Source organism: Arthrobacter sorbitolis, assembly GCF_054510995.1.
This window is the reverse complement of sequence record NZ_JBTNDM010000001.1, coordinates 21723-42105: the sequence shown is the minus strand read 5'-3', so window position 1 is coordinate 42105 and position 20383 is coordinate 21723. Positions and strand designations below refer to the sequence as shown.

Genomic DNA, 20383 nt, shown 5'->3' with positions numbered 1-20383 from the left:
GGTGGCGGGGTGCCGGTTCAGCGGAGTTTCGCGGACAGCAACTGCTGTGCGGCGCCGATGACCCGGATCTTATCGTCGCTTCCGGCCGGGGGGACGTACATCATGACGGCTTCGCCGTAGTTGACGTCGATGCCCTTCCCGCTGGTGTCCTTGCCGGTCAGCGACTGGTACACCGTCCCCTTGAGGTCGATGCTGTCGCCGGCGCCCTTCGGGACGCTGGCGTAGGTGTGGGTGAGGTAGCCGAACACCATCGCTCCGCCGTCGCCCGTCTGGAGGGCCTGGGTGCGCCCGCCCTGCGCCTGGTGGGTGAAGGTGATGTTGGCCGCCTTGTTGCCGGGGTCGGCGACCACGCCGGCCTGGAACTCGGTGATGGCCTCGGAGAACGAGTTCTCCTCGAACGTCCCGGCGTTGGCGCCGGTCGGCTTGGTGAGGAAGTCGGCGATGGACGCGACGGCGTCCTGCGGCGCCTTGGCGAGCGCTCCGGCGTCGTCGAGCGGCACCGGGCCCGAGGCGCCGGGTGCCGGCGGGGAGGGGAACGTGCTGCCGGGCAGCATCTGGACCGCCGAGGTCAGCTTGTAGTTCTCGCGCGGCGTCTCCTGCACCAGCAGGAGGGCCTGCGGCACCGGGTTGTCGTCGCTCTGCGTCAGCGCGACGATGGTGCGGGGCCACTCCTCGTCGGTGGGGATCATGTCCAGCAGGACGGGATCAGCGGCGACCGGCACCGGCAGGGCGGCCTTGGCGTCCTTGGCCCGGACCGCGTAGGAGCCGGTGCGCAGGTCCAGCGCGGCGCCGTCGACCCGCGGGGCCAGGCGCGTGGCGTCGGCCGCCGCATCGGCATCGGCGACGGTCGAGGCGACCGCCCCGAGGATGCGTTCGAGCTGGCCGGCGAGGACGACGGGCGGACCGCTGGCCGCACTCCCGGCGGACGGCGCACCGGTGGCCGCGGACGACGGCGTCGCGTCGGCGGTGGACGAAGCGGTGGACGAAGCGGTGGACGAAGCGGTGGACGAGGCGGTGGACGAGGCGCTGGGCGTGGCCGACGGCGTCGTCGTCGCCATCCCGGGGGCGACGCCCAGCAGCGAGCCGCCCGCGACGAGGCCCGCGACGAGGGCCGAGCCGGGGACGGCGATCGAGGACGCGACCGACCGGCCGGCCTGGACGCTGCGGCGTGCGTGGGCACGGGTGCCCTCGGCCGGCTCGGTCCCGGCCTTGCCGCGGCGGGAGCGCGGAGGGATGAACAGGAGTGCTATCCCGAGGACGACGACGAGCGCCCCACCGATGATCAGCGGCAGCGCGAACGGCGTGGACTGGTCGTTGGGGCGCGTGACGGAGATCTGCGTGGGTGCGGGCGCCGTCCCGTCGGCGGCGAGCAGGATCGACCAGTCGCCCTCCACGGGCTCGCTCCACCGGTAGGTGAGCGTCCCGTCGCCGGGCTCCTCACTGACCCAGAGGTCGCCGCCGCTCGGATCGGGGACGGTGTCCTCGCCGTCCGTGTAGTCGGAGGACAGCGTGTCCCCGGCGATTCCCGTGACACTCAGGTGTGCAGCCCCGCCGACCCACGCCTCGACGTCGGAGGTCCGCCCGATCGCGAGGGTGAAGGGGCCGTCCGCCTCCACGGTGACCTCGACCGGCCCCTCGGCGTCGCCCCGTGCGCCGGGCTCGATCACCGTGACGGGTGCGGACTGCGCATCCTGCGCGACGCCGGCCGTGACCGTCTCGGCAGGAGCCCAGAGGGTCCGCTGCCCGATGCCGAGGAGCATCAGCAGGAGCCCTGCCACGATGATCGGTACTGCTGTCTTTCCGCGCACTGGTTGCCTATCGTCGTCCGTTCCGGCGGACCGCCTGGCCCCCTCCGCTCCGATGGCCCGGCGCATGCGGCGGCGGGCCATCAGGAATAGTCACCCAATGGTAACGAAGTTCCCCCGCCGGGTCGGGCACGGACCGGAAGGACGGGGAGGATCCCGGGCCTCCCGCAGCCCGCGGGACCGCCGGGGAGTCGGTCCGTCAACCACCTCCTCGGCTGTGCCCGACTGTTAGGGTTTCGCTAGTCGTCCCACCCCGCGGAACTGGCACCGCACGTCCGAAAGCAGAGCTCTTCGTTGACAGACCACCAGGAAGTCCCGCTCGACCAGCCGCTTCCGCGGCCCGAGCCGCCCGGGACCGGAGGGGACGCGCAGCCCTCCCTCGACGTGCCGGCCGACCCCGGACCGCCGACGACCCTGAGGTCCCTGTTCTCGCTCGCGCGGAAGTCACTGCCGACGGCGCAGCCGCGGCCCCGCTTCGAGTTCCCGCCCGAACGCGAGCCGGAGGGTGTCGCCGTCGATCCGGATGTCTCGCTCGCCGACGAGCGCCTGAAGTTCAGTGGTGCGTATCCCCGGAGCATGAGGACCCACCCCATCCACTTCGGCTTCATGACGAGCGTGGGCGTGGGCCTCGCGCTGCTGGCCTTCTTCATCATCACCAACGTGGGCCAGCTCCTCGTGTGGATCGGGGCTGCCCTCTTCATCGCCCTCGGGCTCGACCCGATCGTGCGGTGGCTCGAGACCAAGGGCGTCCCGCGCCCGGCCGGCATCGCGGTGGCCCTGACCGTCCTCGTGGGCATCGTGGCCGGGTTCTTCGCGCTGCTCATCCCGACGATCGTGAGCCAGACCTCCCAGATCGTGGACCGCGCGCCGGGCTACGCCGACGACTTCCTGAACTCCGAGTTCTTCACGACGCTCGACGAGCAGTTCCAGGTCCGCGACCGCGTGGTCTCGGAGATCGACAAGTTCTTCGCGAACAGCGAGGCCGTCGGCGGGATCTTCGGCGGCGTGCTCGGTGTGGGCACGGTGATCATCAACGGGCTGTTCGGTTCGCTGGTGATTCTGGTCCTCGCGCTCTACTTCCTCGCGTCCCTGCCGTCCATCAAGAAGTGGGCGTACCGCCTCGCGCCGCGCTCGCGCCGTCCCCGCGTGGAGGTCCTCTCGGAGGAGATCACGCGCAGCGTGGGCATGTACGTGATCGGCCAGGCCTGCGTGGCCCTGCTGAACGGCACGTTCGCGTTCATCGTGATGACCATCGCCGACGTCCCGTTCTCCGTCCTGCTGGCGTTCGTCGTCGCCCTGCTGGCCTTCATCCCCCTGGTCGGCGGCACCATCGCCGCGGTGATCGTCAGCCTGATCGCCCTGACGGTGGGCTGGCACACCGCCCTCCTGTTCGCGATCCCGTACGTGGCGTACCTGCAGTTCGAGGCCTACTTCATCTCGCCGCGCATCATGCAGCGTGCGGTCGCCGTCCCGGGCGCGGTGGCGGTGATCGCCGTCATCGCGGGCGGCAGCCTCCTCGGCGTCCTCGGCGCACTCATCGCGATCCCGACAGCGGCGGCCGTCATGCTGCTCCTCAAGGAAGTGTTCATCGCCCGCCAGGACGGCCAGTAGCCCGGTCCGCTCAGCCGCCGGTCGCCGACGGCGCGACGGCGGCGGGACCCGTCCAGCGGGTGGGCATCGGCAGGTCCAGCTCGGGGTGCACGACGCCGACGATCTCGTCGAGCGCCCGCGCCGCGTACTTCTCCCCCACCCACAGGTGCTTCGCGCCGTCGATCCCCGTCACGTCCGCCTGCGGCACGCGGGCGAAGCGCTGAGCCGCGTCCTTCGGTACCAGGTAGTCGTCGAACTCGGGCACGAGCACCTTGAGGGGCAGCCCGCTCGCCGCCCACGCATCGAGATCGGCGTCACCGGCCCGGTGCAGGGGCGGCGACAGCAGGACGGCGCCCTCGATCAGCTCGGCCACCGGGTCCTGTGCGCCGTACTTGAGGCACAGTTCCGTCCCGAAGGACCAGCCCACGAGCCAGATGTGGTGGAGCCCCTGCGCGACGGTCCACTCGACGGCGGCCTGCAGGTCCAGCCGTTCCCCGTCGCCGCCGTCGAACGCTCCCTCGCTGCATCCGCGCGGGGAACACGTGCCGCGCGTGTTGAACCGCAGGACGGCGATGTCGGCGAGGGCCGGCAGCCGGAAGGAAGCCTTCCGGTACACGTGCGAGTCCATGAAGCCGCCGTGGGTCGGCAGCGGGTGGAGCGTGACGAGGGTGGCCCGCGGCGGGCGGCCGCCCGCGGGCGCCGCGAACTCCCCCACGAGGGTCAGGCCGTCGGCGGTGTGCAGCTCGATGTCGCGGCGATCGGCGGGCAGCACCGTCGACGCGCGGATCTCGATCGCCTCGTCATGGGGCGTGAACGTGTACTCGGGCGATTCGGTGGGCATCCGCCCAGTCTAGGACGGCGTGCTCCACGGGCCGTGCGTCGTGCGCGGACCGAGGTCAGTAGCGGAAGCTGCGCGTCTGCCAGCACCGGACGTGCCAGTGCCTCCGGTCGGCGAGGGCGGTCTCGGGGCCGAGCAGCGAGTCCTCCCGCCAGACGACGAGGTGGGCGATCCCGGGCAGGATCGACGAGTGGCATCCGGGGCAGGTGTAGGTCTTGGCCGCGTTGCGCTCCGTGATGCGCCGGACGGACCATTCGCCGTCGGGAGCGGACTCGCGGAGCGGCAGCCCCACCCGCGTGCGTTCCAGGTCCTGCTCCGGCGGCGCGGACCACTTGGGCCGCGAGGAGCCGCGGGGGCGGTTCGGGCGGTTGGAACGGGGCACCCCCTCAGTCTGCATGATCCGGCCGCGCGCCTCCGCACCGGGCACGGGTGCGGCCCGGCGCCCGGTAGGATTCTTGTCGTGCGTCTCGTCATTGCCCGCTGCTCCGTCGATTACATCGGCCGCCTCCGGGCGCATCTCCCGCTGGCCACCCGGCTCCTCATGGTGAAGTCGGACGGCTCCGTCCTCGTGCATTCCGACGGCGGGTCCTACAAGCCGCTCAACTGGATGAGCCCGCCCGCGACCCTGCGTGTGAACGAGCCCGACGAGGCGGACCGGGCCGAGGGCATCACAGAGGTCTGGACGGTGCAGCACGCCAAGACCGACGACAGGCTGGTCATCAACATCCGGGAGCACCTGCACGATTCCTCGCACGACCTCGGCGTCGATCCCGGCCTCGTGAAGGACGGCGTGGAGGCGGACCTCCAGCGGCTCCTCGCCGAGCAGATCGAGCTCCTCGGCGCTGGATCCACCCTCATCCGCCGCGAGTACATGACGGCCATCGGGCCCGTGGACATTCTCGCGCGCGACGCCGAGGGGCGGACGGTCGCCGTCGAACTGAAGCGCCGCGGCGACATCGACGGCGTCGAGCAGCTCACCCGCTACCTCGAACTGCTGAACCGGGATCCGATCATGTCGCCGGTGCGCGGGGTCTTCGCCGCGCAGCAGATCAAGCCGCAGGCACGCGTCCTCGCCACCGACCGGGGCATCGACTGCCTGACCCTCGACTACGACGCGATGCGCGGCGTGGACGACAGCGCCTCCCGCCTCTTCTAGCGCCCGCTCCGTCCTCCGGGTCGCCGGGAGCGCGACCGCCTAGAATCGGACCATGGCCCACTCCAGCGGAACGCCCACTGCACTGTCCGGACGACTGGTGACCGAAGCGGGGATCATCGACGGAGTGCTCCGCTGGGACGGCTCCCGCATCGTCGCGGCAGGGACCGGCACGGGCGATCCCTCCGACGAGCGGCTGCCGGAGGGCTTCCTCATCCTCCCGGGGCTCATCGACCTCCACTGCCACGGGGCCGGCGGTGGCGACTTCACGTCCGGCTCCAGCGCGGACATCGAGGCGGCGGCGGCCCACCTGCACCGCAGCGGTACGACGACGGCGCTCGCCAGCACGTGTTCGGCTCCTCTCGAGGACCTCGAGGCCGCCTTCGGGAGGCTCGCCGCCGCCGCGCAGGCAGGGCTCGTGGCCGGGATCCACGCCGAGGGCCCGTTCCTGTCCAAGGAGCGCCACGGGGCGCACGACCCGGCCTTCCTGATCCTGCCGAAGCAGGAGGACGTGGCCCGCCTCGTCGCAGCCGGTCAGGGGCACCTGGCCTCCATGACGTACGCCCCGGAACTGCCGGGCAGCGACGTCCTGGTGTACGAACTGGTAATGCACGGCGTGATCCCGTCCATCGGGCACACGGACAGCTCCACCGAGGAGACCGGTGCTGCGCTGGACCTTATCAACGAGGAGCTCGCCTCCACGGGCTTCGAGGGCTTCAGTGGCAGGCCCATGGCCACGCACCTGTTCAACGCGATGCCCGCCATCCACCACCGGTCCCCTGGCCCCGTGCCGCTGCTCCTGCAGCGCGCCCGTGCGGGTGAGATCGCCGTCGAGCTCGTGGCGGACAACGTGCACCTCCACCCGGAGACGGTCCGCATGGCCTTCACGATCGCCGGTGCCGAGAACATCTGCCTCGTCAGCGACTCGACGGCCGCGGCGGGCTGCGCCTCCGGTACCTACCGGCTCGGCCGCAGCGAGATCACTGTCGTGGACGACGCGGCGATCCTGATCGCGACCGGCACGCTGGCGGGTGGCGCCGGGAGCCTCCTCGACGTCGTGCGCTGCACCGTGGGGGCGGGGGTCGGCATCGTGGACGCGGTCCGTTCGGCCACCACCGTCCCGGCCGGGGTGCTGGGACTGGCCGACGAGGTGGGCAGCCTCCGCAGCGGGCTCCGCGCCGACGCGCTGGTCCTCTCCCCCGACCTCGAGCTGAAGGGCGTACTCCGCGCGGGGACCTGGGTCAGGCCGCTCGACATCGGCTAGGGCGGAGCGCTCCGGGAAGCGTCTGCATCAGCGCCAGGTGCCGATGCCGATGACCGGACCGGCCTCGATCCAGGAGGAGAGGCCGGCGTAGACGTCGTACTTCATCGCGAGGTCGAAGGCCTCGCCCTCGTAGGTCAGGTGGACGATGATCGCGCCGGGCTGGATGCTGACGCGCTCCACCTCGGTGGCCGCCCGCCAGCCCGTCACCTCGAGGGAGCTGCGGAGGAAACGGAAGCGCGGGATGGGGCTCAGCGAGAGGAGGCTGAGCCACTCGAGGTGTCTGTCCGTGTAACGACAAACCCCCACCCGCCATCCCCGGGGAGGGAGGCGGATGGAGGCGTCGAAGGTGCCGAGCGCGCGGCCCAGCTGGTAGCGGCGGAGGAGGAAGGCGGCGATCACGAGCACGAGCAGGCCGAAGAGGACCGCAAGGCAGATGAACGTCACACCGAGTGCCTCCACGCCCGGAATCCTAGACGGATTCCGCAGTTCCCGAACCGCCGACCCTGGCGTTGTCCGCCACGATCACGACGCGGTTCGAGTCGACCGAGAAGAAGCCACCGTCCACGCCCACGACCAGGCGCTCACCGTTGACCGGTTCCACCGAGAGGTCCCCTGCTTCGAGGATGGCCAGGATGGGGGCGTGGCCGGGAAGGATCCCGATCTGCCCGTTGCTGGTGCGTGCGTTGACCTGACGCGCCGCGCCCGACCACACGAAGTGGTCGGCCGCGACGATTTCGACTTCGAGTTCGCCGTTCGATGCCATCTGCGCTACTTACCGGTCTGCTCTTGGATCTTGGCCCACTGGCGCTCGACGTCGTCGAGCCCGCCGATGTTGAAGAACGCCTGCTCCGCGATGTGGTCGAGGTCGCCGTTGCAGATCGCCGAGAAGCCCTCGATGGTGTCCTTGATGGACACGGTCGAACCCTCCACACCGGTGAACTGCTTGGCGGTGTAGGTGTTCTGCGAGAGGAACTGCTGGATACGGCGTGCGCGGGCGACGACGACCTTGTCCTCCTCGCTGAGCTCGTCGATACCGAGGATCGCGATGATGTCCTGCAGTTCCTTGTTCTTCTGCAGGATCTGCTTGACGCGCACGGCCGTGTTGTAGTGGTCGTGGCCGATGTACTGCGGATCCAGGATGCGCGAGGTCGACGCGAGCGGGTCCACGGCCGGGTAGAGGCCACGGGACGCGATCTCGCGGGAGAGCTCGGTGGTCGCGTCCAAGTGCGCGAAGGTAGTCGCCGGGGCCGGGTCGGTGTAGTCGTCGGCGGGGACGTAGATCGCCTGCATCGACGTGATCGAGTGGCCCTTGGTGGAGGTGATGCGCTCCTGCAGGAGGCCCATCTCGTCCGCCAGGTTCGGCTGGTAGCCCACGGCGGACGGCATGCGACCGAGGAGGGTCGACACCTCCGAGCCGGCCTGGGTGAACCGGAAGATGTTGTCGATGAAGAGCAGCACGTCCTGGTTCTGCACATCGCGGAAGTACTCCGCCATGGTCAGGGCCGAGAGCGCCACGCGCAGGCGCGTTCCCGGCGGCTCGTCCATCTGGCCGAACACGAGGGCGGTGTCCTTGAGGACGCCCGCCTCCTCCATCTCGACCCAGAGGTCGTTGCCCTCGCGGGTGCGCTCACCGACACCGGCGAACACCGAGGTGCCACCGAAGTTACGGGCGACACGCGTGATCATCTCCTGGATGAGGACGGTCTTGCCGACACCGGCGCCACCGAAGAGGCCGATCTTGCCACCCTTGATGTACGGGGTGAGCAGGTCGATGACCTTGATGCCGGTCTCCAGCATCTCCGTGGAGCCCTCGAGCGAGGCGAAGCTCGGAGCAGCACGGTGGATCGGCCAGCGCTCGGTGATCTCGAGCGCCGACTCCTCGACGTCGAGGGGCTTGCCGAGCACGTTGAAGATGTGGCCCTTCACGCCGTCGCCGACGGGGACCGTGATCGGGGATCCGGTGTCCTGCACGACGGTGCCGCGGACGAGTCCGTCGGTCGCCTGCAGGGAGATCGCCCGGACGAGGTTGTCGCCCAGGTGCTGCGAGGTCTCGAAGGTGATCAGGCGCGTCACACCGTTGAGGGTGATCTCGGTGGTCAGCGCGCTGTACATGGCGGGGATTGCGTCGGCCGGGAACTCGACGTCGACAACCGGGCCGATGACACGTGCAATACGGCCGGTGGCGCCGGGGGCAACTGAGTCCGTACCGTGCTCAACAGTCTGGGCAGTCATCTCTCTCACTTCGTTTACGTAGATGGCGTGGAACTAAGTCTAGGCTGCCCGGAATCCGCGAGGACCCGGGCGGGCGGGGCGTCAGGAGGCGTTCAGCGCGTCGGCGCCGGCCACGATCTCCGACAGCTCCTGGGTGATCTCCGCCTGGCGGGCGGTGTTGCGGAGACGCGTGTACTTCTTGATGAGCTCCGTCGCGTTATCACCGGCGGACTTCATGGCCCGCTGGCGCGCGGCGAGCTCGCTGGCCGATGCCTGCAGCATCGCCGCGAAGATGCGCGACTCGATGTACCTGGGGAGCAGGGCGTCGAGGACCTGCTCAGGCTCCGGCTCGTACTCGTACAGGGGCAGCAGTTCGCCGTCCTGGGGTACCTGCTCGTCGACGACCTCCAGCGGCAGCAGACGGAGGACGGCCGGCTCCTGGACCACCATGGAGCGGAACTTCGTGTAGACGATGTGGATTTCGTCCACGCCGCCGTCCTCGTAGTCCTTGAGGAAGGTCTCCAGCAGGGCCTCGCCGACCTCGCGTGCGGTCTCGAACTCGGGAGCGTCGGTGTTGCCCGTCCAGACCCTCTCGTAGTCGCGCTGGCGGAAGTCGAAGTACGACTGCCCCTTGCGGCCGACCAGGTACGCCTGGATCTCCTTGCCCTCGGAGCGGAGCGCCTCGAAGAGACCCTCGGCCTTCTTGAGGGCACTGGCCGAGTACGACCCTGCGAGGCCGCGGTCGGAGGTCATCACCAGGACGGCGGCACGCCGCACCTCACCGTGTTCGGTGGTGAGCGGGTGGTCGATCTCCGACTGCGACGACACGGCCGAGACGGCCCGGGTGATCGCGTTGGCGTACGGCTGGGCCGCAGCGACACGCGTACGTGCCTTGCCGATGCGCGACGTCGCGATCAGCTCCATCGCCTTGAAGATCTTCCGCGTCGACGTGGTCGAGGCGATCTTCTGGCGGTAGACCCGGATCTGGGCTCCCATGCTTGTCCTTTCCTCCGCCCCCGCGTCGGGGAGCGATCAGGCCAGGGTCCTGCAGGCCGGGAGGGGCAGCGCCCCTCCCGGCAGCAGTTCCTCTAGCGCTTCTGTCGAACGATCTTTTCGTGCTCGACCGACTCGGCGTCGATGGCCTGGTACTCCTCGTGGCCCGCGCCGAAACCGTCGGCACCGACCCCGAAGAAGCCCTGCTTGAAGTCCGTGATCTGGGTCTTCAGCTCCTCCGCCGTCGAGTCCTCGAGCTTGCCCGTCTGGGCGAGGGTGTTGAGGATCTGCGACTTGTGGCCGAGGTGCTCCAGGAACTCGGACTCGAAGCGGCGGATGTCCTCCACCGGCACGTCGTCCAGGTAGCCGTTCGTCCCTGCCCAGATGGACACGACCTGCTGCTCCACCGGCATCGGGGAGTACTGGCCCTGCTTGAGCAGTTCCATCAGGCGCGCACCACGGGTCAGCTGCTGGCGTGACGCCGCATCCAGGTCGGAGGCGAACATCGCGAAGGCCTGCATGTCGCGGTACTGGGCGAGGTCGAGCTTCAAGGTGCCCGAGACCTTCTTCATCGACTTCACCTGTGCGGCGCCACCCACGCGGGAGACGGACACGCCGACGTCCACCGCGGGACGCTGGTTGGCGTTGAAGAGGTCCGACTGCAGGAAGATCTGGCCGTCGGTGATGGAGATGACGTTCGTCGGGATGTACGCCGAGACGTCGTTCGCCTTCGTCTCGATGAGGGGCAGGCCCGTCATCGAACCGGCACCGAGCTCGTCGGAGAGCTTGGCACAACGCTCCAGCAGGCGGGAGTGCAGGTAGAACACGTCGCCGGGGTAGGCTTCGCGTCCCGGCGGGCGGCGGAGCAGCAGTGATACCGCACGGTAGGCCTCGGCCTGCTTCGACAGGTCGTCGAACACGATGAGGACGTGCTTGCCGCCGTACATCCAGTGCTGGCCGATGGCCGAACCGGCGTAGGGGGCGAGGTACTTGAAGCCGGCGGGGTCGGAGGCGGGAGACGCGACGATGGTCGTGTACTCCAGCGCACCCTTGTCCTCGAGGGTCTGGCGGACGGCGGCGATCGTCGACGCCTTCTGGCCGATTGCGACGTAGATGCAGCGGACCTGCTTGGTCACGTCACCCGACGCCCAGTTGTCACGCTGGTTGATGATGGTGTCCACGGCGATGGCGGTCTTGCCCGTCTGCCGGTCACCGATGATCAGCTGGCGCTGGCCACGGCCGATGGGGATCATCGCGTCGATGGCCTTCAGGCCGGTCTGCATCGGCTCGTGCACCGACTTGCGCTGCGTGACGCCGGGGGCCTGGGTCTCGAGCGCACGGCGGCCTTCGGCGACGATCTCGCCGAGGTCGTCGATGGGCTGGCCCAGGGGGTCGACCACGCGGCCGAGGAAGGCGTCGCCGACGGGGACCGAGAGGATCTCGCCCGTGCGGTGCACCTCCTGGCCTTCTTCGATGCCGGTGTAGTCACCGAGGACGACGACACCGATCTCACGCGTGTCGAGGTTCTGGGCGAGTCCGAGCGTGCCGTCCTCGAACCGCAGCAGCTCGTTGGCCATGACGGAGGGAAGACCCTCCACCCGGGCAATGCCGTCGCTCGCGGTGGAGACGCGGCCGACTTCGACGCGCTCCGCATTTCCGGGCTCGTAGGACGCCGCAAAGTCGTTCAACGCACTGCGTACGTCTTCGGCGTTGATGGTCAATTCGGCCATCTCAGTCCCTGCTCTCCTGTGTTGTTGGTCCCCATGGGATGCGTGGCGACCGGTGTGTGATTCAGTGGGTGGAACCCCGGTGGAACTCGGGTGGGCAGGCGCGGACGCCTATCCCACCAGGGTCCTGCGGAGTTCGGACAGACGCGTGATGACGGTCGAGTCGACCATCTCGTCCCCAACGCTGACGCGGACGCCACCGATGAGTGAGGGGTCGACCTTCACGTTGACCTTGAGCTCGCGCCCGTACATCGCGTTCAGGCCCGACTCCAGGCGAGCGAGCTGGCTTGCCGTCAGCGGACGGGTGACGCTGACATTGGCGATCCAGCGCTGCTGGCGCACGGCGACGAGTTCGAGGAACCGCTGTACGAGCGCGGCGGGCTTCAGCCCGCGCGGGGCCCGCACGGCCTGCGAGATGAGCAGCCTGCCTGCCGCACCCGCGCGGGGCACGAGCTTCAAGGCGAGGGTGACCTTCGACTCCGGCGTGGCCTGCGCTTCCGACAGCGCCCTCTGCAGGGCGTGGCTCGAAGCGACCACCTGGGTGAAGGAGAACAGCTCGTTCTCGAGCTGGTCCAGGCCCTCCGCGCCGCTGCCCTGTTCGGCGACGGCGATGACGACGGTTGCGGCGAGGGTCTCCAGGGCGTCACCGATGTCGCGGGCGTTCGCCCAGCGCTCACTGACGAGGTCCCGAACCACTCCGGCCGCTTCCGGCGACACCCGACCGGCGATGAGCTGGTCCACGAGCACGGCCTTGTCCCGGCCGGTGCGTGACGGGTCCGTCAGCGCACGCCGGAGGCCGGCGTTGCTGTCCAGGATCGCCAGGACGCCGAACAGGTCCTCGGCCAGCGCGAGGGTCGCGCCCTGCAGCCGGGGCTCCAGTCCTGCACGGACCGTCGCCAGGGAGACGCTCGATACACCTGCCATTACTTCGCCGCACCTGCTCTGTTGGAGACTGCTCCGTTCGACGACGTCTCGAGGTCCGCGAGGAACCGGTCGACGACGCGCGACGAGCGGGCGTCATCGGCGAGGGATTCCCCGACTATGCGGCTGGCGAGATCCGTGGCGAGCGTCCCGACCTCGGCGCGGAGCGAGACCACTGCGGCCTGGCGCTCGGCCTCGATCTGGACGTGGGCCTGCTCGGAGATGCGTGCCGACTCGGCGCCCGCCCTCTCCTTGAGCTCCGCGAGGATCTGCGCGCCTTCGGCGCGTGCTTCCTCGCGGATGCGGTTCGCCTCGGTGCGGGCGTCGACAAGCTGCTGCTTGTACTCGGCCAGTGCCGCGTTGGCTTCCGCCTGTGCAGCCTCCGCCTTGGCGATGCCGCCTTCGATCGCGGCGGTGCGCTCTGCGAAGGTCCTCTCGAATGCCGGCATGACGAACTTGATGACGATGAACATCAGCACGGCGAAGCCGACCAGCGTTACGAGGAACTCCCACCAGTTCGGTGCGAGCGGGCTCGAGCCCTCCTCCGCCGCCATGATTGCTGCGTTAAGCATTTTTCACCCGTCTTTCTTCAACTTGTCTTCGGTCGATCAGGACGGCGGTGTCAGGCGCCGATGACGAAGGCGAAGACGAGGCCCAGGATCGCGAGTGCCTCGGTCAGTGCCAGACCGAGGAAGGCGATGGGCTGGAGGACACGCTGTGCCTCAGGCTGGCGAGCGACGCCGTTGATGTAGGCCGCGAAGACGAGACCCACACCGATACCACCGCCGATTGCGGAGAGACCGTATCCAACGAGGTTGAGGCTACCCTGTACTTCCATTGTGTTCCTTTCAAGATGCCGCTCGAGGGCGACAGGTTGTTTGGGATCATCCCCGACGGGGAAGACGTGTGTGAATCAGTGGGCGTCGGCGTGCAGTGCGCCTTCGATGTAGATCGCGGCGAGCAGCGTGAAGACGTAGGCCTGGAGGACCATGATCAGCGCCTCGAGCATGTACATCGCGACGGCGCCGACGAGGACCAGGACGCTGGTGCCCTGGAGCAGGATGTTGCCCGTCATGACCATGTACTCGATGGCGGAGCCGGCGAGGGTCACGATGAGGTGGCCGGCGAGCATGGTGGCGAAGAGTCGCAGCGAGTGGGTGACCGGCCGGACGATGAAGTTCGAGATGATCTCGATCGGCACGACGATCGGCAGGATGTACCAGGGGACGCCCGACGGGACGACGGCCAGCTTGAAGTAGCGCAGGCCGTGCTTCTTGATGCCGATGCCGACCCAGAGGAGGTAGAAGATCGCCGCGATGGCGTAGGCACTGCCCGGGTGCGAGAAGCTCGGCAGCTGCAGGAACGGGATCGCCCCGAAGATGTTGTTCACCAGCACGAAGAAGAAGGCGGTGAAGAGCCAGGGCACGTACTTCAGGAAGTCGTTGCCGCCGATGATGTCCTTGCCGATGGAGTTGCGGACGAATCCGTACGCCGACTCACCGAGGAACTGCATCTTGCCGGGGACGAGCTGCCGACGCCGGGAGGCGACGAGGAAGAAGGTGGCGATGAGGACCACGGACAGGATGACCATGAGCATCTGCTTGCCGAAGCCGGGGTCGAACCAGACTCCGTAGGCGTCACCCCAGGGGAGGATGTCCCGGTAGTGGGTGTCCTCGATAGTCGGGGCTACGAATCCCTCTTCGGTAGTTGCGGCCGGGAGCGCAAGCGCGATCAACGCGTTTCCTCTCTGCAGTGTCCATCGTTGGGCAAGATCTGTTCGGTCGCAGTGGAACTGGTCCGACTCGTTGAGTTATGGGGATTCACTCGGGTCCGTCCTCGGCACCGGGCGTCGCCCGGGATCCGCGGTGCGGACTCGGGGTGTGGTTCCGGGTGAGGTTGTGCGTGTGGGAGAGATAGAAACCCCCTGCCGCACCTAAGAACGCTCCCGCCAGCACCAACCAGCGCGTGTCGAGGAGATTATCCAGCCCCCAGCCTATCAAACTCCACACTGCGATCCCGCCAATGATGTAGCTGAAGACGGCGATGCCGGCGTTGTAGCCGCCGTTCGCGAGACGCGCTTCCTCGTTGCGCGCCGCCGCTCCGCGGGCCTCGTCCGGCCCTTCTGGAGGAGCCACCATGTCAGCGCCCTTCCGGGGGTCGGGTCGACGGCGGGACCGTATCCGCGGGCGCCGTGTCCCCGTACAGGGGCGTGCGCAGGCGCGAGAAGGCGAACACCTCGGCGACCTGCCAGGCGAGCACGGCCGCGAGCGCTCCCGTGAAGAACCAGGTCCGGTCCAGCCAGGCGGGCGTGCCGAGGACGAACAGGACGGCGGCGAAGCCGACGACCTTGATGGCGTAGGTGACGATGAACAGCCCCAGGGCGCCCGAGGGGTTGGTCCTCCCGGTGAAGTGCCCGATCAGGAGGCTGATACCGAAGAACGCCATCACGAGCACGGCGCCGAAGAGGACGCTCAGGCCCGCTGCGGGTGAGGTGGCGACGGCGGCCGCCGCGGCGAGTACGAGCGCTACACCGCCGGCCGCTGCGGCGCTCCGGGCCAGGATACCCAGCCAGGGGGACTCCGTGGCGCCGGACGCCGGGACGAGGGTCGGGGAATCGGGTCCGTTCGCCGGATGCTCCGGTCGTGGCACGCGCTGTCCGCTCTGTCGGCTGCGCCCGATGGCGCCCTGCTGGTCCTCCGGCGACGGCGTCGCGGGGCCTGGTCCCCGGGTCGGAACGACTCTGCGTCGTCGCGCCCGGCGCCTGAAATCCTACCGCATGGGGGCTGCGGACACGGGCCCGCTCACGCGTCCGCCGGAGTCCGGCGACGTTCCAGGGCACGGAAGATCCGCGGCAAGTACAGGTACAGCGCGACGACGGCGGCGGCGAACACCGACGCGGACACGGCGAGGGGCGCGGGCGCGGTGGCGAGCACGAACCCGGCGGCACCGGTGAGCGCCGACAGGACGCTGACGAGGAGCGAGACCTGGACGTGGCTGAGTCCCGTGTCGGTGAGCCGCTGGTACACGTGCTGCCGGTGCGCGGTGTAGAGGGGCTCGCCCCGCCGGGCGCGCCGGAGGAACGTGGTGAACGTGTCCGCGAGGTAGATCAGGACCGGGGAGAGCAGGTACTCGAGGTAGACCCCGGCGAGCAGGCCCGTGACCGCGATGGCAGCAATGGAGGCGCCGAGCAGGTAACTGCCCACGTCCCCGAGGAACACGAACCCGCGGCCGAGGTTCCAGGGCAGGAATCCGGCGAAGGCCGCTGCGACCACCAGGCCCGCGACCGTCAGCCAGAGCTGGTCGCTGAGGACGCCGGCGGCCGAGTAGAAGAGGCCCACGACCACCCCGTGCATCCCTGAGATGCCGTTGATCCCGTCCATGAAGTTGGCCGCGTTGATGTACGTGGCGACCGCGACGGCGCCGAGGGGCACCCACCAGTAGCTGCTGTCGTCGATGGTGGTCGCGAGGGCGACGGTCCCGACGGCGCCGACGAGGAGCTGCGCCGAGGCGCGCACCCGGATGGAGAGGCCGCGGAAATCCTCGATCCAGCCGAGGAGCGAGGCGGCGGCGACCATGCAGAGGATGATCGCGATGAGCGACCGGTCGACCGAGACGAGGCCCGTGGCGAGGGAGAGGGCCAGGGCGGCGAGGATCGCCACGGCGACGGCCACCCCCATCCCGCGGATGACGACGGTCGTGTGGGAGGACCGGTCGTTGGGGATGTCGATGACGCCGAGCCGCTTCAGCAGGGGCTTGACGACGACGGGCAGTGCGAGCGACAGCGCGAGGGCGGCGAGCCCGACGACGGCGAGGAGCGGGCTCATGACGCCCGTCCGCCCACGCCCGACGGCGGGACGCTGGCGGCGGACCGTCGGCCCGGGTGCCCGGCGGGGGCCGGGCCGGGCCCGATCCCGCGCCTGCCCCGGCCGAAGCCGCCCTCGGCCTGCCACTGCTGGAGGCTGAGCTGCTGCGGGTCGAGCGGCGCGACCGACGTGTGGGAGATCTTGGGGTGGAGCGGACGGGAGTCGTCCTCCCCCACGCCCATCAGGTCCTCGTGCATCTTCTCGCCCGGCCGCAGGCCGGTGAAGACGATGTCGATGTCCTTGCCGGACATCGCGATCATGCGCTGGGCCACGTCGAGGATGCGCACGGGCTCGCCCATGTCGAGGATCAGCACCTCCCCTCCCCTGCCGATCGCACCCGCCTGCACGACGAGCTGGCAGGCCTCGGGGATGGTCATGAAGAAGCGCGTGACCTCGGGGTCCGTGACGGTGATGGGACCGCCGTTGCGGATCTGCTCGGTGAAGAGGGGCAGCATGGAGCCGCGGCTCCCGATCACGTTGCCGAAGCGCACCGACACGTACTTCTGCCCGGTGCGCTCCGCGTGCCAGGACGTCAGCTTCTCCGCCACGCGCTTGGAGTGGCCGAGGACGCTCGTGGGGTCCGCCGCCTTGTCCGTCGAGATGTTCACGAAGTTGGTGACGCCCACGGCGCCGGACGCCCGCAGGACGTTGAGGGAGCCCTGCACGTTCGTCTTCCAGGCCTCCTCCGGGTACTGCTCGAGCAGCGAGACGTGCTTGAGCGCCGCCGCATGGAAGACGACCTGCGGCCTGCGGTCCTCGAAGATGTCGAGCAGGGCGTCGGCGTCACGGATGTCGGCGAGGACCGTGTCGCGGCCGGTCAGCAGGCCGCGGCCGGTCAGGGAGATCTGGGTGGACTGGAGCCCGGTCTCGTCCCGGTCCAGCATGATGAGCTCGGCCGGCGCGAAGGTGGCGAGCTGGCGGCAGAGCTCGGAGCCGATGGACCCTCCGGCCCCGGTGACGAGCACGCGCTTGCCGGTGACGTAGCCGGCCACCTCGTCCGGGTGGATGTCCACGGGGCGCCGGCCGATCAGGTCCTCCACCGCGACCTCGCGGAAGTCGGCGATCGCGGCCCCTGCCGCGCCGAGCATGTCGCGCAGCGGCGGCAGGACGAGCACCTTGATGCCGAGGCCTGCCACGAGGTCCGAGACACGGCGGACCTGCGAGGCCTCGATCTCGGCGAACGCGATGACGAGGATCTGGGCCTGCGTCCGGACGGCGATCTCCCGGAGGTCGTCGATCCGCCCGAGGACGGGCACGGCGGACAGCCGGAGGTGCTTCTTGGCGGGGTCGTCATCGATCAGGCCCACGGGGAAGTAGGGGGACCCGGGGTCCTGCATCATGCGGCCCACGAGCGAGTTGCCGAGGAAGCCGGCACCGTAGATGAGGGTCCGCTGGGCGTCCTCCCCCGGCTTGGCCTTGCTCTCCACGTACATGCGCTTGAGGTAGCGGGTCGCGGCGAGGAACATGCACGCGAAGGGGAACGCGATGATGCCGATGCTGCGCGGCACCTCGATGACCCGGAAGAAGGCCACGCTCGTGAGGACGAGGATCACCGCGACGAGCACCGCGACGATGACCAGCAGCTTGGCCTCGTGGAAGCTCCCGAAGCTGTACCTCCCGCGGTACAGCGCGAAGCTCAGTCCCACCACGAGCTGGGCGAGGACGGCCAGCGCGCAGAACGCGGCGATGCCCGGGACGTTGATCTCCTTCACGAGGAGCTCGTAGCGCAGGATCAGCGCGAGGAGGATGGCCACGATCCAGGCGACGGCGTCGAGCAGGTACTGCGACCACAGCCAGATGGCAGGCTTGTCGCCGGACGGAGCTGCGGCGGTCGAGTCTGGTGTCCTGGCGGTGGAGCCCGGTGTCCGGCCTTCGTTGAGTCCCATGATTCCTAACGGTGTCAGGCAGCCACCGCGCCCAGCACCGGGCGTGCTGCTGCCGGGCCACACCGGCAGGGCCGGGACGGGTCCGGCGGGGGCTGGAACACGGTGTAATAGACTGCTGTTACCCGAGAATACTAGCCGTCCCGCCCGTGCCAGGCCCGTTGCGCACCGCGCTGGCGCGGCCCGGAAGGACCACGTTGCACGTCCCCGACGCCCGCAGTCCGCGCGTGTTCATCGTCATCACCACCTTCAACCGGGCAGCCCACCTGCGGGACCTCCTCGCCTCCATCGACACCCTCGATCCGGCGCCGTCGGGCGTGGTCGTCGTCGACAACGCCAGCACCGACGGCACGGCGGACGTCCTGGCTGCGCTGGAGGCGCGCGTGCCCGTCCTCGTGCACCGTCTCCCCGTGAACGCGGGCGGCTCCGGCGGCTTCGCCGCGGGCGTGTCCCGTGCGCTCGGGGAGGGCGCCGAGTGGCTGTGGCTCATGGACGACGACGTCGTCGTCCTGCCCGACGCCCTCGCGTCCTTCCGGCCCTGGATGGCCCGCTACTCCTGCATCCACGGGCGCCGGTACGACCACGCGGGCGAGCCGTTCTTCTGGCAGCACCTCCTCGACGAGTTCCTCGGCGTCCATCTGCCGGTGCGCGGGGACGTCTTCGCCCGGTCCCCGGTGTTCCACACCAACGTGGGCTGCTTCGAGGGCATGCTGGTGGCCGCGGAGGTGGTCCGGGAGGTCGGCCTGCCCGACGCGCGGTTCTTCCTCAACGGCGACGACCTCACCTACGGGTGGCTCGTCTCGCGGCGGTACCCGGTGGCGTACGTCGACGCCTTCGTGCTGCGCAAGACCCGCGCCCAGCGGCAGGTGGACCTCGGTGTCCGCCATCTCAACGACTCCAGCGACCTGTCCCGGTTCTGCGGCATGCGCAACCGCGGGCACCTCGCCCGCTACCTGGGCCTGCACGGCCGGTTCCACCCCGTGGGCTTCGGCCTCGGGACGGCCCTGTCCGCCGGCAAGGAACTGGTACGCCTCGTGGTCGTCGAACGGTCCCTCTCCGGCGTGCCGTCCCTCTGGCGGGGCTGGCGGGCCGCCCGGGTGATCCTCCGCGACCCGGGCTGGCAGCCCGAACCACCCCTGACGGCACCGGCGGGGACCGGCCGGCCCACCGGAGGGACGCGATGACGTGGCTGGTGCTCGGCGGGTCCGGGTTCGTCGGCTCGTCGGTGCTGCACGCGCTGCGGGCCGCGGGGATCGACGCCCGCCCGCTGCCCGCCCCGCGCCTGGCGACCTCCGCCCGGACGCCGGGCGACCTGCTGGAGGCGGCGGCGCACACGGACGTCTCCGGCCTCGTGGCCGCGATCGAGGGGCACGACGTGGTCGTCAATGCCGCGGGACTCGCCCTTCCCTCCGCTCCCGAGGACGGGGACCTGTTCGGGGCGAACGCCCTGCTCCCTGCCGTCCTCGCACGCGCCGCCGCTGCGGCCGGGGCCGCGCGCCTGATCCACCTGAGCAGCGCCGCCGTGCAGGGCAGGACGGATCGGCTCGACGAGACGGACACGGTGCGCCCGTTCTCCGCGTACTCGCGGAGCAAGGCACTCGGCGAGCAGGCGCTGGCACTCGCGGCGGTGCGGGAGCCCGGGCTGTCCGTGGTGACCGTCCGTGCAACGTCGGTGCAGGGCCCCGGGCGCCCGACGACGGCGGCCCTCGTGCGGCTCGCCCGGTCCCCGCTCGCCTCGGTGGCGTCTCCCGGGACCGCGCGGTCGCCGATCACCTCGGTGGACGCCCTCGCCGAGCTCGTCCTCGCCGTCGGACAGCGCGGGGGCGAGGTCCCGCCGATCGTCCTGCAGCCGTGGGAGGGCCTCACCGTCCGCACGGTCCTCGAGGCGGCGGGCGGACGTCCGCGCCTGCTGCCCGCGGCGGCCTGCCGGGCGGCCGTGGCGGCTGGCTATGCGCTGTCGGCGCTCCTGCGGGGGCGCCTCGACGGCCAGGTGCGCCGGGTGGAACTCCTGTGGTTCGGGCAGGACCAGGTGCCCGGGTGGGCCGTGGAGCAGGACCTCGCACCGGCGCACGGGGTGCGCGGGGTGCTGGCGCGCCAGGGGCGAACCGACGGGCCCGCCTCCGCCTGACCGGCCG

21 protein-coding genes are annotated in these 20383 nt (G+C 70.0%); 5 read left to right on the top strand and 16 right to left on the bottom strand.

Going from position 1 to position 20383, the window contains the following annotated elements:
- Positions 1-17: 17 nt before the first annotated feature.
- Positions 18-1808, bottom strand: coding sequence for a hypothetical protein (locus tag ACX80K_RS00205; RefSeq protein WP_459269886.1), 1791 nt, complete (start codon positions 1806-1808; stop codon positions 18-20).
- A 291-nt stretch (positions 1809-2099) separates the two neighbouring features.
- Between ACX80K_RS00205 and ACX80K_RS00200 the strand changes: the two genes are divergently transcribed.
- Entirely contained in the window at positions 2100-3416 is a 1317-nt protein-coding gene (locus tag ACX80K_RS00200) for an AI-2E family transporter (RefSeq protein ID WP_459269885.1), read from the top strand.
- Between the two features lie 10 nt (positions 3417-3426).
- On the opposite strand, the gene ACX80K_RS00195 is transcribed toward ACX80K_RS00200, so the two are convergent.
- Positions 3427-4236: an alpha/beta hydrolase gene (locus ACX80K_RS00195; protein WP_459269884.1), complete on the bottom strand. Its 810-nt coding sequence runs from the start codon at positions 4234-4236 to the stop codon at positions 3427-3429.
- Between the two features lie 55 nt (positions 4237-4291).
- Positions 4292-4615, bottom strand: coding sequence for a hypothetical protein (locus ACX80K_RS00190; protein ID WP_459269883.1), 324 nt, complete (start codon positions 4613-4615; stop codon positions 4292-4294).
- A 78-nt stretch (positions 4616-4693) separates the two neighbouring features.
- Here ACX80K_RS00190 and nucS point away from each other — a divergent pair, with 78 nt between their 5' ends.
- Positions 4694-5389 carry an endonuclease NucS gene (nucS, locus tag ACX80K_RS00185; protein ID WP_459269882.1) on the top strand — a complete coding sequence of 232 codons (696 nt, stop codon included), beginning with the start codon at positions 4694-4696 and terminating at the stop codon, positions 5387-5389.
- A 52-nt stretch (positions 5390-5441) separates the two neighbouring features.
- Positions 5442-6650 (top strand): N-acetylglucosamine-6-phosphate deacetylase, encoded by a 1209-nt coding sequence (locus tag ACX80K_RS00180; RefSeq protein WP_459269881.1) that lies wholly within the window; start codon positions 5442-5444, stop codon positions 6648-6650.
- A 27-nt stretch (positions 6651-6677) separates the two neighbouring features.
- Here ACX80K_RS00180 and ACX80K_RS00175 read toward each other — a convergent pair whose 3' ends face one another.
- From ACX80K_RS00175 to ACX80K_RS00115, 13 genes are all read right to left on the bottom strand, one after another.
- The gene (locus tag ACX80K_RS00175) at positions 6678-7109 is read right to left on the bottom strand and encodes a DUF2550 domain-containing protein (RefSeq protein WP_459269880.1); all 432 of its coding nucleotides are present in this window, start codon (positions 7107-7109) and stop codon (positions 6678-6680) included.
- Between the two features lie 10 nt (positions 7110-7119).
- Positions 7120-7413, bottom strand: a complete 294-nt coding sequence (locus ACX80K_RS00170; protein WP_459269879.1) for a F0F1 ATP synthase subunit epsilon — start codon at positions 7411-7413, stop codon at positions 7120-7122.
- A gap of 5 nt (positions 7414-7418) precedes the next feature.
- Positions 7419-8882: a F0F1 ATP synthase subunit beta gene (gene atpD / locus ACX80K_RS00165; RefSeq protein WP_104178999.1), complete on the bottom strand. Its 1464-nt coding sequence runs from the start codon at positions 8880-8882 to the stop codon at positions 7419-7421.
- An 81-nt stretch (positions 8883-8963) separates the two neighbouring features.
- The gene (locus ACX80K_RS00160; protein ID WP_459269878.1) at positions 8964-9857 is read right to left on the bottom strand and encodes a F0F1 ATP synthase subunit gamma; all 894 of its coding nucleotides are present in this window, start codon (positions 9855-9857) and stop codon (positions 8964-8966) included.
- Between the two features lie 92 nt (positions 9858-9949).
- A complete protein-coding gene (atpA, locus tag ACX80K_RS00155) occupies positions 9950-11584 on the bottom strand; it encodes a F0F1 ATP synthase subunit alpha (protein ID WP_104179001.1) in 1635 nt (544 codons plus the stop codon).
- A 108-nt stretch (positions 11585-11692) separates the two neighbouring features.
- Positions 11693-12505 carry a F0F1 ATP synthase subunit delta gene (locus ACX80K_RS00150; RefSeq protein ID WP_459269877.1) on the bottom strand — a complete coding sequence of 271 codons (813 nt, stop codon included), beginning with the start codon at positions 12503-12505 and terminating at the stop codon, positions 11693-11695.
- Positions 12505-13074, bottom strand: coding sequence for a F0F1 ATP synthase subunit B (locus ACX80K_RS00145; protein WP_459269876.1), 570 nt, complete (start codon positions 13072-13074; stop codon positions 12505-12507). Before ACX80K_RS00145 ends, ACX80K_RS00150 begins: the two co-directional genes overlap by 1 nt.
- A 50-nt stretch (positions 13075-13124) precedes the next feature.
- On the bottom strand, positions 13125-13340 hold the full coding sequence (locus ACX80K_RS00140) for an ATP synthase F0 subunit C (protein WP_019481292.1): 216 nt from the start codon (positions 13338-13340) through the stop codon (positions 13125-13127).
- 75 nt (positions 13341-13415) lie between these two features.
- The gene (gene atpB / locus ACX80K_RS00135) at positions 13416-14237 is read right to left on the bottom strand and encodes a F0F1 ATP synthase subunit A (protein WP_104179004.1); all 822 of its coding nucleotides are present in this window, start codon (positions 14235-14237) and stop codon (positions 13416-13418) included.
- A gap of 85 nt (positions 14238-14322) precedes the next feature.
- The gene (locus ACX80K_RS00130) at positions 14323-14640 is read right to left on the bottom strand and encodes a hypothetical protein (RefSeq protein WP_459269875.1); all 318 of its coding nucleotides are present in this window, start codon (positions 14638-14640) and stop codon (positions 14323-14325) included.
- 1 nt (position 14641) lies between these two features.
- On the bottom strand, positions 14642-15151 hold the full coding sequence (locus tag ACX80K_RS00125) for a hypothetical protein (RefSeq protein WP_459269874.1): 510 nt from the start codon (positions 15149-15151) through the stop codon (positions 14642-14644).
- 152 nt (positions 15152-15303) lie between these two features.
- Entirely contained in the window at positions 15304-16326 is a 1023-nt protein-coding gene (locus ACX80K_RS00120; protein WP_459269873.1) for an MraY family glycosyltransferase, read from the bottom strand.
- Complete coding sequence (locus tag ACX80K_RS00115; protein ID WP_459269872.1) at positions 16323-18251, bottom strand: polysaccharide biosynthesis protein; 1929 nt, start codon at positions 18249-18251, stop codon at positions 16323-16325. The genes ACX80K_RS00120 and ACX80K_RS00115 overlap by 4 nt, the downstream gene beginning before the upstream one ends.
- A gap of 194 nt (positions 18252-18445) precedes the next feature.
- Here ACX80K_RS00115 and ACX80K_RS00110 point away from each other — a divergent pair, with 194 nt between their 5' ends.
- Positions 18446-19432 carry a glycosyltransferase gene (locus ACX80K_RS00110; protein ID WP_459269871.1) on the top strand — a complete coding sequence of 329 codons (987 nt, stop codon included), beginning with the start codon at positions 18446-18448 and terminating at the stop codon, positions 19430-19432.
- Positions 19429-20376, top strand: a complete 948-nt coding sequence (locus tag ACX80K_RS00105) for an NAD-dependent epimerase/dehydratase family protein (RefSeq protein ID WP_459269870.1) — start codon at positions 19429-19431, stop codon at positions 20374-20376. Before ACX80K_RS00110 ends, ACX80K_RS00105 begins: the two co-directional genes overlap by 4 nt.
- Positions 20377-20383 lie beyond the last annotated feature (7 nt).